This window comes from Streptomyces sp. NPDC057253 (assembly GCF_042669125.1).
In the GTDB taxonomy this organism is placed as follows: Bacteria; Actinomycetota; Actinomycetes; order Streptomycetales; family Streptomycetaceae; genus Streptomyces.
Genome location: NZ_JBHUXV010000178.1, coordinates 1 through 14,614, shown reverse-complemented (window position 1 = coordinate 14,614; position 14,614 = coordinate 1). Strand labels below are relative to the sequence as shown.

13 protein-coding genes are annotated in these 14,614 nt (G+C 71.5%); 11 read left to right on the top strand and 2 right to left on the bottom strand.

Features of this window, described 5'->3' with window-relative positions; translation table 11 throughout:
• The 5 genes from ACFULQ_RS45240 to ACFULQ_RS45220 form a co-directional block, all read left to right on the top strand.
• Window positions 1–1,518 (top strand): acetyl/propionyl/methylcrotonyl-CoA carboxylase subunit alpha (locus ACFULQ_RS45240; protein WP_383556541.1); only part of this gene is annotated, 1,518 nt, incomplete at its 5' end.
• Window positions 1,519–1,525: 7 nt separating this feature from the next.
• Window positions 1,526–2,551, top strand: a complete 1,026-nt coding sequence (locus tag ACFULQ_RS45235; protein ID WP_383556539.1) for a DMT family transporter — start codon at window positions 1,526–1,528, stop codon at window positions 2,549–2,551.
• Window positions 2,521–3,105 (top strand): NADPH-dependent FMN reductase, encoded by a 585-nt coding sequence (locus ACFULQ_RS45230; protein ID WP_383556537.1) that lies wholly within the window; start codon window positions 2,521–2,523, stop codon window positions 3,103–3,105. Before ACFULQ_RS45235 ends, ACFULQ_RS45230 begins: the two co-directional genes overlap by 31 nt.
• A 292-nt stretch (window positions 3,106–3,397) precedes the next feature.
• Entirely contained in the window at window positions 3,398–4,303 is a 906-nt protein-coding gene (locus ACFULQ_RS45225) for an alpha/beta hydrolase (RefSeq protein ID WP_383556534.1), read from the top strand.
• A complete protein-coding gene (locus ACFULQ_RS45220) occupies window positions 4,300–5,562 on the top strand; it encodes an MFS transporter (protein ID WP_383556531.1) in 1,263 nt (420 codons plus the stop codon). The genes ACFULQ_RS45225 and ACFULQ_RS45220 overlap by 4 nt, the downstream gene beginning before the upstream one ends.
• 57 nt (window positions 5,563–5,619) lie before the next feature.
• Here ACFULQ_RS45220 and ACFULQ_RS45215 read toward each other — a convergent pair whose 3' ends face one another.
• Entirely contained in the window at window positions 5,620–6,087 is a 468-nt protein-coding gene (locus tag ACFULQ_RS45215) for a nuclear transport factor 2 family protein (RefSeq protein ID WP_383556529.1), read from the bottom strand.
• Between the two features lie 140 nt (window positions 6,088–6,227).
• Here ACFULQ_RS45215 and ACFULQ_RS45210 point away from each other — a divergent pair, with 140 nt between their 5' ends.
• The 4 genes from ACFULQ_RS45210 (at window position 6,228) to ACFULQ_RS45195 (ending at window position 10,526) form a co-directional block, all read left to right on the top strand.
• Window positions 6,228–6,677 (top strand): Clp protease N-terminal domain-containing protein, encoded by a 450-nt coding sequence (locus ACFULQ_RS45210; protein ID WP_383556526.1) that lies wholly within the window; start codon window positions 6,228–6,230, stop codon window positions 6,675–6,677.
• A 167-nt stretch (window positions 6,678–6,844) separates the two neighbouring features.
• Entirely contained in the window at window positions 6,845–7,561 is a 717-nt protein-coding gene (locus tag ACFULQ_RS45205; protein WP_383556524.1) for an HAD family hydrolase, read from the top strand.
• A gap of 164 nt (window positions 7,562–7,725) precedes the next feature.
• Window positions 7,726–8,949 carry a serine hydrolase domain-containing protein gene (locus ACFULQ_RS45200; protein WP_383556521.1) on the top strand — a complete coding sequence of 408 codons (1,224 nt, stop codon included), beginning with the start codon at window positions 7,726–7,728 and terminating at the stop codon, window positions 8,947–8,949.
• Complete coding sequence (locus ACFULQ_RS45195) at window positions 8,946–10,526, top strand: alpha/beta hydrolase (RefSeq protein ID WP_383556518.1); 1,581 nt, start codon at window positions 8,946–8,948, stop codon at window positions 10,524–10,526. The genes ACFULQ_RS45200 and ACFULQ_RS45195 overlap by 4 nt, the downstream gene beginning before the upstream one ends.
• Window positions 10,527–10,531: 5 nt before the next feature.
• Here the strand turns inward: ACFULQ_RS45195 and ACFULQ_RS45190 are convergent, their stop codons facing one another.
• Complete coding sequence (locus ACFULQ_RS45190; protein ID WP_383556516.1) at window positions 10,532–11,506, bottom strand: helix-turn-helix transcriptional regulator; 975 nt, start codon at window positions 11,504–11,506, stop codon at window positions 10,532–10,534.
• 110 nt (window positions 11,507–11,616) lie between these two features.
• On the opposite strand from ACFULQ_RS45190, the gene ACFULQ_RS45185 reads away from it, so the two are divergent.
• Window positions 11,617–12,036, top strand: a complete 420-nt coding sequence (locus tag ACFULQ_RS45185) for a VOC family protein (RefSeq protein ID WP_383556514.1) — start codon at window positions 11,617–11,619, stop codon at window positions 12,034–12,036.
• 339 nt (window positions 12,037–12,375) lie between these two features.
• The coding region (locus tag ACFULQ_RS45180) for a M4 family metallopeptidase (protein WP_383556510.1) at window positions 12,376–14,614 on the top strand (2,239 nt) is incomplete at its 3' end.

Here is a 14,614-nt window from a genome sequence, read left to right as displayed (position 1 = left end):
GGCTACGGCTTCCTCTCCGAGAACGCCGAGTTCGCCCAGGCGGTCCTGGACGCGGGCCTGATCTGGATCGGCCCGCCGCCGCAGGCCATCCGCGATCTGGGGGACAAGGTCGCCGCCCGGCACATCGCCCAGCGTGCCGGCGCCCCGCTGGTGGCCGGCACCCCCGACCCCGTCTCCGGCGCGGACGAGGTGGTGGCGTTCGCCCGGGAGCACGGCCTGCCGATCGCCATCAAGGCCGCCTTCGGCGGCGGCGGACGCGGCCTGAAGGTCGCCCGCACCCTCGAAGAGGTCCCCGAGCTGTACGACTCCGCGGTCCGCGAGGCGGTGGCCGCGTTCGGGCGCGGCGAGTGCTTCGTGGAGCGCTACCTGGACCGCCCCCGGCACGTGGAGACCCAGTGCCTGGCCGACAAGCACGGCAACGTGGTCGTGGTCTCCACCCGGGACTGCTCGCTGCAGCGCCGCCACCAGAAGCTGGTCGAAGAAGCACCTGCCCCGTTCCTGTCCGAGGAGCAGGTGGCCGAGCTGTACCGGGCGTCCAAGGCGATCCTGAAGGAGGCCTCCTACGAGGGCGCGGGCACCTGCGAGTTCCTGGTCGGCCAGGACGGCACGATCTCCTTCCTGGAGGTCAACACCCGCCTCCAGGTCGAGCACCCGGTGACCGAGGAGGTCGCGGGCATCGACCTGGTGCGCGAGATGTTCCGGATCGCCGACGGCGAGGAACTGGGCTACGGCGACCCCGAACTGCGCGGCCACTCCTTCGAGTTCCGCATCAACGGCGAGGACCCGGGCCGTAACTTCCTGCCCGCGCCGGGCACGGTCACCAAGTTCGAGGCGCCGTCCGGCCCGGGTGTGCGCCTGGACGCCGGCGTGGAATCCGGATCGGTCATCGGCCCGGCCTGGGACTCCCTGCTGGCCAAACTGATCGTCACCGGCCGCACCCGCAAGGAAGCTCTGGAGCGGGCCGCGCGGGCCCTGGAGGAGTTCCAGGTCGAGGGCATGGCCACGGCGATCCCCTTCCACCGCACGGTCGTCAAGGACCCCGCCTTCACCGATGAGCCGTTCCGGGTGCACACCCGCTGGATCGAGACCGAGTTCGACAACACCATCCCGCCCTTCACCGTGCCGTCCGAAGCCGAGGCCGACGACGGCCAGGGCCGTGACACCGTGGTCGTCGAGGTCGGCGGCAAGCGTCTGGAGGTCTCGCTGCCCTCCTCGCTGGGCATGTCGCTGGCCCGCACCGGCCTGGCCGCGGGTGCCAAGCCCAAGCGCCGGGCCGCCAAGAAGTCCGGCCCGGTCGCCTCCGGCGACACCCTGGCCTCCCCGATGCAGGGCACGATCGTCAAGGTCGCCGTCGAGGACGGCCAGGAGGTCGAGGAGGGCGACCTGGTCGTCGTCCTCGAAGCGATGAAGATGGAACAGCCCCTCAACGCCCACCGCTCCGGCACCATCAAGGGCCTGACCGCCGAGGTCGGCGCCTCCATCACCTCAGGCGCCGCGATCTGCGAGATCAAGGACTGAACAGGCGATGAGTGCCTTCGGGCTGTCCGTGCTGCTGTGCCTGGTGTCGGCGTTCTGCTACGCCGTGGGGGCGTTGCTCCAGGAGCGGGTCGCCGTCGTGGCACGGCGCTTGCCCGTGCGGGGGACACTCCGCTCCGGGCTGTGGTGGGCCGCGCTCTCGCTGAACGGCGGAGGCGGCCTCCTCCATGTGCTCGCGCTGCGCTGGGGTCCGCTCAGCCTCGTACAGCCGCTGGGCGCGCTCACCCTGGTGTTCGCCCTGCCGCTGGAGGCGCTGGGGAACGGCGGCCGGGCGGGGCGTGGGGCGTGGACCGGGGTGGGGCTCGTCACCGCGGGTCTGGCGGTGCTGACCGGCTTGGTCGACGCCGGTCCGCCGGTCCTGCTGTCCTCCGCGGACCAGTCGGTGATCGCCGGTCTGGGCCTCGGAGGCGTTGCGCTACTGGCTGTTGCCGCGGGCGCGGCGCGACGGGCGAGGGTGCGCGGCGCGGTGCTCGCGGCGGCCGCCGGCGTGGCGTTCGGCGTGTCCTCCGTGCACGTCAAGGCGGTCGTGGCCGGCTGGGGGGAGCTCGCAGTCGGCCCCGAGACGGTGGGGGTGTGCCTCACGGCGGTGCTCGCCGTGGCCGGACTGGCCGCCTCCCAGGCCGCGTACCGGCGTGCCGGACTCACGGTGCCCCTGGTGACCACGACGCTGGTCAACCCGCTCGTCGCCTCCCTGATCGGGGTGGCCGTCCTCGACGACGGCTTCCGTCACGGTGCGGCCGGACTCGCCCTGGCGGTGACGGCGGCCGGAGCTGCGGCCCTCGGGCTGCTCCTGCTGGTGTGCGACCGGGCCGGCGGCGACGGCACGGCCGCGGTGCACGACCGCGTTCCGTCACCGAGGCCGGCGGAGCGCCACACATCCCTTCCCGGACAGCCCGGGGACCACGTGGCCTGCCCGTCAGGCCGCGCGACCGCCCTTGGAAGAACCCGTAACCGACCGATTCCCGATGCCAGGGGAGGCCAGTCATGCCGGAACAGACCCTACGTCTCGCAGTGATCACCAGCAGTCCGCCGGAGAGCGGTTCGGGCCCCGTCGTCGCCCGATGGCTGACACGGCAGGCAGAGCAGTTCGGCGCGTTCAGCGTCGACGTGATCGACGCCGTCGAGGCCGATCTGCCGTCGGTGGTCTCCCCGGCCCGGGCCGCCACGGTCCGGCACCGGCTGGAGCAGGTGGCGACCCGGATCGAGGCGGCCGACGCCTATGTGGTCGTCACCGCCGAGTACAACCACGGCTGCCCCGCCGTCCTGAAGAGCGTCATCGACTGGCACCCCACGCAGTGGCGCGGCAAGCCGGTCTCCTTCGTCTCGTACGGCGGCCGGTCCCGTGGGCTGCGGGCGGTCGAGCAACTGCGGCAGATCTTCGCCGAGCTCCACGTCGCCACCCTGCGGGACGGTGTCAGCTTCGCCGACGTGCGCAGCCAGTTCGACGACGACGGCAACCCACGGGACGCCCCGGGGCTCGACGCGGCGGTGAAGACCATGTTCGGTCAGCTGGTGTGGTGGGCCGGCGCGCTCAGGCAGGCGCGCGGACGACGCCCGTACGCGGCCTGACTTCCTCTCCCGCCCGAAGGGCGGGGGCTTCCAGTGGTCGCCCGCTGGGTTTCCTGCGTCATTTACGACCACCCGGTCCGGGAGGACTCGCGTTGAGGTCTCACATCGTCTCCACAGGCAGACGCCGCCGGCCCGGACATCGTGGCCGGAGTCAGTCGTCCGTCGCGCCACGTCCCGCGCCGCTGCTCGCCGGGTGGACACCAGCGGTACCCGAACGCCCGCTGGGCCTGCCGCTCCACGAAGGACGGAACCGATGAACATGAAGGAGTTGACGGAGAAGAGGGAGACAACGGTGGGAAGGCAGCAGACTCCGACCCTGGAGCCGACGTCCGCGGCCAGGACGACGGGCGTCACCGACATCACGCTGGACGCGGGCGGCATCACCCTGTCCGGACTGCACATCGAGCCGCCCGGGACCGCGCCGAGGGCGGTCGTGGTCGCCGTGCACGGCGGGGGGATGACGGCCGGTTACTTCGACGGGCAGGCCCATCCCAGCGTGTCGCTCCTGGGGCTCGGGGCAGGTCTCGGCTTCTCGGTGCTGAGCCTCGACCGGCCCGGGTACGGACGTTCGGCCGAGGAGATTCCGCACGGGCAGAGCCTCGCCGAGCAGTCGGCCGCCCTGCACGCGGCGCTCGACGACTACGCGCGGCGCTTTCCGGTGGGCGAGGGCTTCCTCCTGGTCGCGCACTCCTTCGGCGGCAAGGTCGCGTTGACGGCCGCGGCCGACGACGAGCGCCGCCGGATCATCGGCCTCGACATCTCGGGCTGCGGGCACCGCTACGCCGTCGACTTCCGGGAGCCACCCGGCGATCTCGCCCGCGAGTCCTGGAAGTGGCACTGGGGGCCCCTGCGGCTGTATCCCCCCAACAGCTTCCGCTACAGCCGTCCCCTGGTGGCACCCATGCCGCCGGCGGAGCTGCGGGAACTGTCCCAGTGGTCGCAGACCTTCCCGGGCGTCGCGGCCCGGGTCCGGGTGCCCGTCAGGTTCACGTTCGCCGAGTTCGAGAACTATTGGCGGCACGACACCGACGCCCTGGAGGAGATGGTCGGCCATCTCCGGGCGGCCACGGTCACGGTGCACCGGCAGCCGGACGCGGGGCACAACATCAGCCTCGGCTGGGCGGCACGTTCCTATCATCTGCGCGTCCTGGCCTTCCTGGAGGAACTGCTCGCCCACCGCGAACAGGTCGGCGGATGAACCAGGAGGTGACGCGGCGGCGCACACCCGTTGCCGACCCCCTGCCACGGCTCAGAGCGATCGGCCGCTCCCTGTCGGTGCGCAACTTCAGGCTGTTCTTCACCGGCCAGCTCGTCTCGGTCATCGGCACCTGGATGATGGTCGTCAATCAGGACTGGCTGGTGCTGTCCCTGACCGACGACTCCGCCACCGTCCTCGGCGTGGTCACCGCCCTCCAGTTCGCGCCCATGCTGTTCCTGTCCCTCCACGGGGGGCGGCTCGCCGACCGCCACGACAAGCGTCTGATCCTCCTCGTGGCCAACCTCGCCTCGGCCGCGCTGTCGCTGGTCCTGGCGCCCCTGGTGTTCACCGGAGCGGTGCGCGTGTGGCACATCTGCGTCCTTGCCCTGTGCCTGGGTGTCGTCAGCGCGATCGAGACACCGGCCCGGATGTCCTTCGTGCACGAGATGGTGGGCGGCGACCTCCTGCCCAATGCCTCGGCCCTGAGCGCCGCCTACTTCAATCTGGCGCGTGTCTTCGGGCCGGCACTGGGCGGTCTCGCGATCACCTGGTTCGGTGCCGGACCGGTGTCGCTGCTCAACGTGGCCAGCTATCTGGCCACGGTGACGGCGCTGCTGATGATGCGTCCCAAGGAACTGCTGCGGCGCCCGGGCAGGGTCGGCGACGGCCGGTCCGTCGACGCGCTGCGGTACGTCGCCGCACGCCCCGACCTGCTGCTGCCCCTGCTCACGGTCGCGGTCGTGGCCCTCTTCGGCTTGAACTTCCAGCTGACCCTGCCGCTGCTCGCCCGGACCGTCTTCCACGCGGACGCCGGGTCGTTCGGGCTGTTCACGTCGGCGATCGCGGCGGGTTCGCTCATCGGCGCGCTGGTCGGCTCGGGACGTGTGGGACGGCCCTCGGCGAAGGTGGTGGCGGGTGCCGCCGTCGCCTTCGGCACGGCCGAGGCACTGACGGCGCTCGCTCCGGGGCCGGGCACCGCCCTGGTCCTGCTGGCGGTCACGGGCCTGACCGCCATCTTCTTCACGCAGGCGGTCAACCACCGCCTCCAACTGGGCTCGGATCCCGCCTACCGGGGCCGCATCCTGGCCCTCTACACCCTGGTGCTCCAGGGCTCGACCCCCCTCGGCGCGCTCCTGACCGGTTGGCTCGCCGCGCACCACGGTGCCCGCGCGGCCCTGGTCCTCGGCGGACTGATCTCGCTGGCCGCCGGGCTCGGTGCCCTCGGCCCGGCGCTTCGCCGCGCCCGGGCGTCCCCGTGATGGCCGGTCAGCGCGGGGCCGGCCCTCCCACGCGGGGAACGCCGGCCCCCCGCCGGGTCACTCGGCCGCGGCCGGGAGCTGCGGCGCCGTACCGGACATCCAGATCGGGCGGACGGAGGTGCGGGAGAAGCGCCAGCCGTCGGACGTACGGCGCAGGTCGACGTCCCAGACACCGCCCACGGTGAACAGCGGGTCGAGGCCCTGGCCCAGCTTCTCCAGCGTGGACTCGTGGTGGATGTGGGTCATCAGGGAGTTCCAGGAAGCGGTGGCACTGTCGGGACCGGCCGCGCCGGCCTCGATGAGGATGTCCGTGTTCATGTACTGGATGGCCGCCCAGTCCTCCACGGCCTGCTGCGACTGGCGTACGGCCGCCGCGCCGTGGGCGGATCCGTGCGGGCTTTCCGCGGTCACGTCGTCGGTGAAATATGCCCTGCCCCAATCACCCTCGAAGCGCCGTTCATTCAGCGTCCGGAAAAACCGGCCGATGAGTACAGTTATTGCGGTGTTGTCCTCTTGGGTTGTCATGCTGTGTAGACTGCCATCACTGGCCGTTGCTCCGTCAAGTCACAATTGTGTGAGGTGACTTGAGGCAGGTCCCGGAAGACGACGGGCCAACTCGAATAAATGAAATCGGATCGAGTTCATCCGTAAGAGGGGAATCACTCATGCAGGTCCAGTACACCGACCGCATGGCGGCCGCCGTGCGATCGGCGAGCGAACTCGCCGCCGCGCAGCGCAGTCCCGAATTATTCACCATTCATCTGCTCACCGTTCTCAGTGCGCAGGACGATTCCACGTTCTCGGCCCTGCTGGTCGCGAACGACGTGGATCTGGCGGCTTTCCATGAATTCGCCGCCAACCGCAGCCGGCAGATGATTCCACCGGTCTCGCGCGTGTCGGCACAGGACATCCGCCCGAGCCAGGAACACGCGGGCCTGCTGGAGGGCGCGGCCACCGAGATGGCGGCGATCGGCGACAGCCGGCTCGGCACCGAGCACGTGCTGTTGGCGGCGCTCAAGTACCGTCCGGGCAAGGGCGCCTGGGCCACCTTCGGCCTTTCGTACGCACCGGTACGCAAGAGCCTGGACGCGCTCCGCAAGAACACAGCCGTGTGACGTCGTCAGGTGGCTCGCCGCCACCTGACGCCCGTCGGTGGGCTTGTCACTACCCGCTGGGTCTTGTCAGGCGCGGCTTCGCCAGCACGTTCATGCGGACCTGAGAGCGTGTCGGCGTACGACGGCCGCGCCCCGGCGCCGGCGCGAAGCCCACTAGGGTCCAGGCCATGCCCGTTACCGCTGTCATCTTCGACTTCTTCGGCACCCTGACTCCCAGCACGCCGGCGCACGTCTGGGATGAGCATGCCGCTCGCAGCGCGGCTCCTCTCGGCATCGACGCGCGGACCTGGCGCGCGGCCCTGGACACCTCGTTTCCTGAGCGGGCAGTCGGCGGCCTGGGTGATCTGACGGCGACCATCCGCACCCTCGCACGGCGCTGTGGAGTCGAGCCGAGCGCCGAAGCCCTCGCCGCTGCCTGCGCCGCGCGACTGACGGCTCAACGCGAGCTCTTCGTCCTGCGCGAGGACGCGGTCCCGACACTGACCCGACTCAGAGCTCGGGGAATGCGGGTGGGCGTGCTGAGTGACTGCACCGTGGAACTGGCCGACAGCTGGCCTCAGTTGCCGGTGGCCGGTCTGGTCGATGCGCGGGTGCTCTCCTGCGAGGAGCGGCGGCGCAAACCCGATCCGGAACTCTTCCGTCTGATCGCGCACCGCCTTGGCGCCCCTGCGCAGGAGTGCCTGTACATCGGCGACGGCGGAGGACACGAACTCACCGGCGCGGCACGCTGCGGCATGCGGGCGTTCCTGCTCGCCGCCACGGACTGGGGCGACAACGACGCTCACCAGCGCGAGGACGACTGGGCCGGTCCATCCGTGTCCGCACTCTCCGAGGTACCGGCACTCGTGGATCAGGCCGACGACGACCCGACCCGGGGTTCGTGACCGGGCGCGCCCCCTGCCGGCTGTCGCTGCCGGGTGCCGCGGGATCGCCCCGCGAAAAAGAGGTGCGGGGGTGTGCCGCAGGGTCCGCCCTGTGGCTGCCCCCACCCGCGAACGGCCGCCAGCCCGAGTGACCTCACCAAGTCGTCTGCCTAGCGTTGGGGCGCATGGCGCACTTACCCCTCACCTCGACGCCCGCCCAACGCGCAGGCGTGGTAGCGCTGTTGGCCGCGCTCGTCATGCCCGTCGTCCCGGCCGCCGCACAACCGCCCCCTGCCCGGCAGCAGTCCGTCTGCGGATCGCACGGCGACCTGCGCCAGGCCTTGCGCACGCTGACCGACCGTGACCGGATCACCGGTGCCACGGTCCTGATCACCGACGCCAACGCGGCATCATCCTGCGGGAGTTGGGCGGCGAGCGTCGGGACGGCGGACCGGCGCACGGGCCGCCCCATGAACGCCACCGACCGCTTGCGGGCCGGCAGTGTCACCAAGACGTTCACCGCGACCGTGGTGCTCCAACTCGCCGCCGAGCACCGGCTCGTGCTCGACGCGCCCGTCGACCGCTATCTGCCGGGTCTCATCCGGCAGGGCGGATACGACGGCCGCCGCATCACCGTACGGCAGCTGCTGCGGCACACCAGCGGACTGCCCGACTACCTCGACGCCCCCGAGTGGGAGCACCCGGAACGCCTCCGGTACCGCCACTTCGAGCCGCGTGACCTCGTCGCCCGCGCCCTCGACCTGCCGCGCCCGAGCGGCGCCTGGCACTACGCCACCACCAACTACCTCCTCGCGGGAATGATCATCCACAGGGTCACCGGCCACCTGCCGGAAACCGAGATCACCCACCGCGTGATCCGGCCCCTCGGGCTGCGCGACACGTACTGGCCCGGGGACGACACCCGCATCCGCGGACCCCACTCGCGCAGTTACTTCACCGCCGAGGACGGTCGCCTCGCGGACGGCACCGCCTGGAACACGACCTTCGGCGGGGTCGGCGGCGCACTGGTCTCCACGCCGGTCGACCTGAGCCGGTTCATCGCCGCGCTGTTCGGCGGGCGGCTACTGCCCGCGGACCAACTGGCCGAGATGCGGCGGACGGTGGCCGCCGATCCCGACCGCCTCTGGCCCGGCGCCCGTTACGGGCTCGGCCTGATCGCCTCCCCGCTGCGCTGCGGCGGCCGGTGGTGGGGCCATGCGGGGACTGTCCCGGGAGGCCATCGGGCGCTGACCGCAGTGGGGCCGGGCGGACGGACCGTCGCCGTCGCCCTGAACGAGGTGCCGGCCACGCTCCAGGCCGAGCAGGACTTTCTCGACGTCGTCCAGGCGGCCTTCTGCGAAGACGCGGCTTCCGGGGCGACCCCACCGATCGAAGGGAACCACCAGTGATCCGCTCGACCTCCGCACCGCAGGGCACTTCGGAAACGCTGAGAAGGGCCGCCCTGGGCGTGGCCGCCCTCGCTCTCGCCGTCACCGCGTTACCCGCCACGGCCCTGCCGGCCCAGGCGGCCTCCGACCCCCTCGCCCGCTTCCACCATCAGCGCCTCGACTGGAAGACCTGTGTGCGCGGCCCCGAGGACGCGACCGGCAAGGAGCTCGAGCAGGCGGGCGCCCAATGCGCCGACGTACGTGTGCCGTTGGACTACGGCGACCCCGACGGCCGTACGATCACCGTCGCGATCTCCCGGATCCGCGCCACCGACAGCGCCCACCGTGTCGGCCCCCTTCTGCTCAACGGCGGCGGTCCGGGCGGGCAGACGCTCGGTGACCCGCCGTGGGTCCGCGCCGCGATGAAGGACGTCGCCGCACGCTATGACGTGGTGGGCGTGGATCCCCGCTTCGTCGGCCGGAGCACCCCGCTGGACTGCCACTGGCCGACCGGCTCGGCGATCCGCAGCGCTGGGGTCGACCGCGCCGGGTTCGACCGCATGGCGGCCTTCGCCCAGGACCTCGCACAGCGCTGCCGACGCCACGCCGGCGACGTGCTGCCGTACGTGAACACCCGCAACACCGCACGCGACCTGGACGTGATCCGCGCCGCGCTCGGTGAGCGGCGGATCTCCTACCTGGGCTATTCGTACGGCAGTTACCTGGGCGAGGTGTACACCACGCTGTTCCCCGGCCGCGTCGAGCGGGTCGTCCTGGACGGCGTCATCCACCCGGACCGGTACAACCCCCGGCTGCTGCGGGGCAGCGAGAAGGCCAACCGGCACGCCCTGACGGACTGGGCGTCATGGGCCGCCGCCCGCGACGCGACCTTCGGGCTGGGCCGCACCCGAGGAGCAGTGCTGGCGAACGTGGACCGCGTCCAGGCCGCCGCCGCCCGCACCCCCCTGCGGCTCGGGACCTACCGGGTGGACGAGCACGTGGTTCCCCTCGTCGTGTTCAACGGCCTCTCCCAGGACAACGACCTCGCCTACGGGGACTTCGCCCAGGGGATGCAGGACCTGCTGCGCGCGGCGCAGGGACGACAGGTCACCCCTTCCCCCGGGCTCGCCGCGGTCCTCGAGTTCACGCTGACCGGCAGCGACTCCCACTACGGCAGCGTCCAGACCGCGATCCTGTGCGGCGACGCCGCCGCCCCGAGGGATCCGGAGGTCTACTGGCGCGACATCCAACGGGCCCGCGAGCGTGATCCGTTGTTCGGTCCCGTCACGAACAACCTCAACCCGTGCGCCTTCTGGGACCCGCCCCGCGAACGCCCGACCACAGTCAGGGACGACCTCCCCGCGCTGCTCGTCAACGCCACGGGAGACCCGCGCACCACCTACCAAGGCGCCAGCGCCGTACGCCGGATGTGGCCCTCCTCCCGACTGGTCACCCTCCGCGGCGCCGACCAGCACGCGGTCTACGGCGTCTACGGTTCAGCGTGCGTCGACGCCACGGTCAACGCCTACCTCGCCACCGGACGCCTGCCGGCCAAGGACATCACCTGCGACGCACGCCCCTCCGGCACCCGTCCCTGACATCGTCAACTGACCTTCGCGGCACGCGCGCAGCGGGCGGAGAGCTCGGCGAACGCCGTGGCCAGTTCGGGTGGCCCGACGACCTCGAAGTCGGCGTCGAAGCGCCCGACGGCCGCGGCGAGCCCGGTCCAGGACCATGAGCCGAGGGTGAGGCGGCAGTGGTGGGGGCCGAGTTCCTCGACGAGTGCGTCCTCGGCGAAGGGGGCGACGGCGGCGGCCGGGAGGTGAAGGACGACCTCGCCCTCGCAGGGCCACCGCGTACCGGTGCCGTCGTTGCCGCGGAACCGGCTCCGGACGAAGGCCGCGACGTCGCCGCCGGGGAGTTCACGTGGGACGAAACGGGGCCCGTTCGGTGTGCGGAGCCGGAGCCGGTCGACGCGGAAGGTGCGCCAGTCCGCACGGTCGAGGTCCCAGGCGACGAGGTACCAGCGGTGGCGCCGGACGACCAGGTGATGGGGGTGCACACGACGCGGTGCGTCGGCCGGGGTGCCCGAAGCCGGGGTGTGGTCGAAGCGCAGTTCCTCGCGGGCGTGGATGGCGCGGCTGACGTCCATCAGGACCTGACCGTCCGTCAGCGGGGCCCTGTGCCCGGCGGTCGGCCGGACCGCGGTGACGCGCAACAGGTCGACGCGGTGGCGCAGCCGGGGCGGCATGACCTGGCGGAGGGTGGCCAGGGCCCGTACGGCGTCGTCGGCGATGGCGGTGCCCGCGGTCACGGTCTGCAGCGCGACGGCCAGGGCGATCGCCTGGTCGTCGTCGAACAGCATCGGCGGCAGGTGGCTGCCGGCGGCCAGTCGGTAACCGCCGCCGGGCCCCTTCACGGTCGTGATCAGGTAGCCGAGTTCCCGGAGGCGGTCGATGTCCCGGCGCACGGTGCGCGCGGTGATGTCGAGACGCTCGGCGAGATCCCGGCCGGACCAGTCACGGTGCGTCTGGAGCAGCGAGAGCAGCGACAGCAGCCGGGAGGAGGTTTTCTGCATGGCGCCGATTCTCGTGGCAGTACAGGACACAACCTGTCCGCCACCCAGGCCAGGGTTGCGCATGAGCCGCTCACCCCGAGCGACTCACCACCGAGGCGAGGAGCGCGGACATGTCCGTCACGACCACCACCCACCTGAACTTCCGGGGCGACGCACGCGAGGCCCTGGACTTCTACCGGTCCGTCTTCGGCGGACGCACCGTCGCGGTCACCTACAAGGACGCGGGTGCCGTGCAGGACGAGAGCGAGGCGGACTGGCTGATGTGGGGCGAGGTCACGGGCGACGACGGCTTCCACGTCATGGCGTACGACGTGCCCTCTCAACTGCCCTGGAAACAGGGGGAGAACGCGTTCTTCGTCTCCGTGCGAGGCGACGACGCCGAGGAGATCAGCGCCCTGTGGGGCAGGCTCGCCGAGGGCTCGACCGTCGTACGACCGCTGGAGGCGGCACCCTGGGCGCCGCTGTACGGCATGGTCACCGACCGCTTCGGCGTCACCTGGGTCCTTGACGTCGCGGTCGCGTGGTCCTGACACCGCCGGCACGGCAGGCCGAGAACCGGCACCCTGTGTGGCGCCGTCAGGCCGAAAACCGGCGCCGTGTGTGCCGGTTTGGCCTGACTGATCTGATCAATTCAAGCCGTTGTCTTGATGCACTCATGACAAGCACATCGCCGCGATGCCACTCTTCTCCCGGCGTTCACAGTCCCCCCACAGATTCATCACGCGGAGCGGCCGCGCTCTCACCCACGCCATCACCCCCCACCTCCTTCCACCCGCATGCCGTGCAGCGCTCCGGACCGGCGTACCCCGCCGATCCGTCTCGTCCACGGCCCCCACCACGGGCCGGCCGTCGTACCGAAGGAGAACTCGTTGTCCCTGTCATACCGCGCGCTCGTGCGGCGCAGACGCGCCACCGTGCTCGCCCTCACGGCCATAGGTTCGCTGCTCGGCCTGGCCGCCCCCGGCCCGGCCGGCGCCGCCCCCACGGGCTCCGGCCACGCCAAGATCACCGCCACCCCCCGGGCCGGCGCGGCCCAGACCTCCCTGACCCCGGCCCGCCGCACCGCCCTCGTCAAGAGCGCACAGTCCGCGGCGACCGACACCGCGCGCCGCATCGGCCTCGGCGCCAAGGAGAAGCTCGTCGTCAAGGACGTCATCACCGACGCCGACGGCACCACGCACACCCGCTACGAGCGCACCTTCGCCGGCCTGCCCGTCCTGGGCGGTGACCTCGTCGTCCACGAAAGCCGCGGCCGTACGACCGTCACCAAGGCGAACGCGGCCCAGCTCGCGGTGCCTTCGCTCACCCCGAAGATCACGGCCGCCGGTGCCACCGGCAAGGCGCTCGCCGCCTCGAAGGCGGACCGCGTCAAGAGCGCCGCGGTGGACAACGCCGCCCGCCTGGTCGTCTGGGCCGGCAGCGGCAAGCCCGTGCTGGCCTGGGAGACCCTCGTCGAGGGTGTCCAGCCGGACGGCACGCCCAGCGAGCTCCAGGTCGTCACCGACGCCGCCACCGGCAAGGAACTCCTGGCCGCCGAGCAGGTCCACACCGGCGAGGGCACCGGCCAGTACGTCGGCACGGTCCCGCTCGGCACCACCCGGTCCGGCTCGACGTACCAGCTCACCGACCCCGACCGCGCCGAACACAAGACGTACGACCTGAACCAGGGCACCTCGGGCACCGGCACCCTCTTCACGGACGACAACGATGTCTGGGGCAACGGTCTGCCGTCCAACCGCCAGACGGCCGGTGTCGACGTGGCCTTCGGCGCCGCGGCCACCTGGGACTTCTACAAGGAGGCCTTCGGCCGCAACGGCATCCGCAACGACGGCGTGGCCGCCTACAGCCGTGCCCACTACGGCAGCAACTACGTCAACGCCTTCTGGCAGGACTCCTGCTTCTGCATGACGTACGGCGACGGCTCGGGCAACACCCACCCGCTGACCGCGCTCGACGTGGCCGCCCACGAGATGAGCCACGGCGTCACCGCCGCCACCGCCGGCCTCAACTACTCGGGTGAGTCCGGTGGTCTGAACGAGGCGACCTCCGACATCTTCGCCGCCGCCGTCGAGTTCCACGAGAACCTCGCCGCCGACCCCGCCGACTACCTGGTCGGCGAGAAGATCGACATCAACGGCGACGGCACCCCGCTGCGTTACATGGACAAGCCCTCCAAGGACGGTGACTCCAGGGACAGTTGGAGCTCCACCCTGGGCAGCATCGACGTCCACTACTCCTCGGGCCCCGCGAACCACTTCTTCTACCTGCTCTCCGAGGGCAGCGGCGCCAAGACCGTCAACGGCGTCTCCTACGACAGCCCGACCTCCGACGGCCGGCCCGTCACCGGCATCGGCATCGAGAACGCCGCCGCCATCTGGTACCGCGCCCTGACGACGTACATGACCTCGACCACCGACTACGCGGGCGCCCGCACCGCCACCCTGTCGGCCGCCTCCGACCTGTTCGGCGCCTACAGCCCGACCTACCTCGCCGTCGCCGACGCGTGGGCCGCGATCAACGTCGGCAACCGCATTGCCCTCGGCGTCAACCTCGCCCCGGTCGCCGACCAGATCAGCGGCGTCAACCAGGTGGTCAGCCTCCAGCTGGACGCCTACACCACCAACACCGGATCCCCGCTGACCTACCAGGTCACCGGCCTGCCCGACGGCCTGACCGTCAGCCCGAGCGGCCTGATCAGCGGCACCCCGACCACCCTCGGCACCAGCGACGTCACCGTGACCGTGACCGACGGCACCGGCGCGACCGCCACGGACACCTTCAGCTGGCAGATCGCCTACGTCTACGCCAACACCACCCGCGTCGACATCCCCGACAACGGGGCCGCCGTGGAGTCCCCGGTGACCATCACCGGCCGCGACGGCAACGCCTCCGCGACCACCACGGTCTACGTCAACATCGTCCACACCTACCGCGGTGACCTCACCGTCGACCTCGTCGGGCCGAACGGCACCGTCTACTCCCTGCTCAACCGCAGCGGCGGCTCCGCCGACAACGTCGACCAGACCTTCACGGTCAACGCCTCCGCCCAACCCGTCAACGGCACCTGGAAGTTGCGCGTCCAGGACCGGGCGTCCATCGACGTCGGAT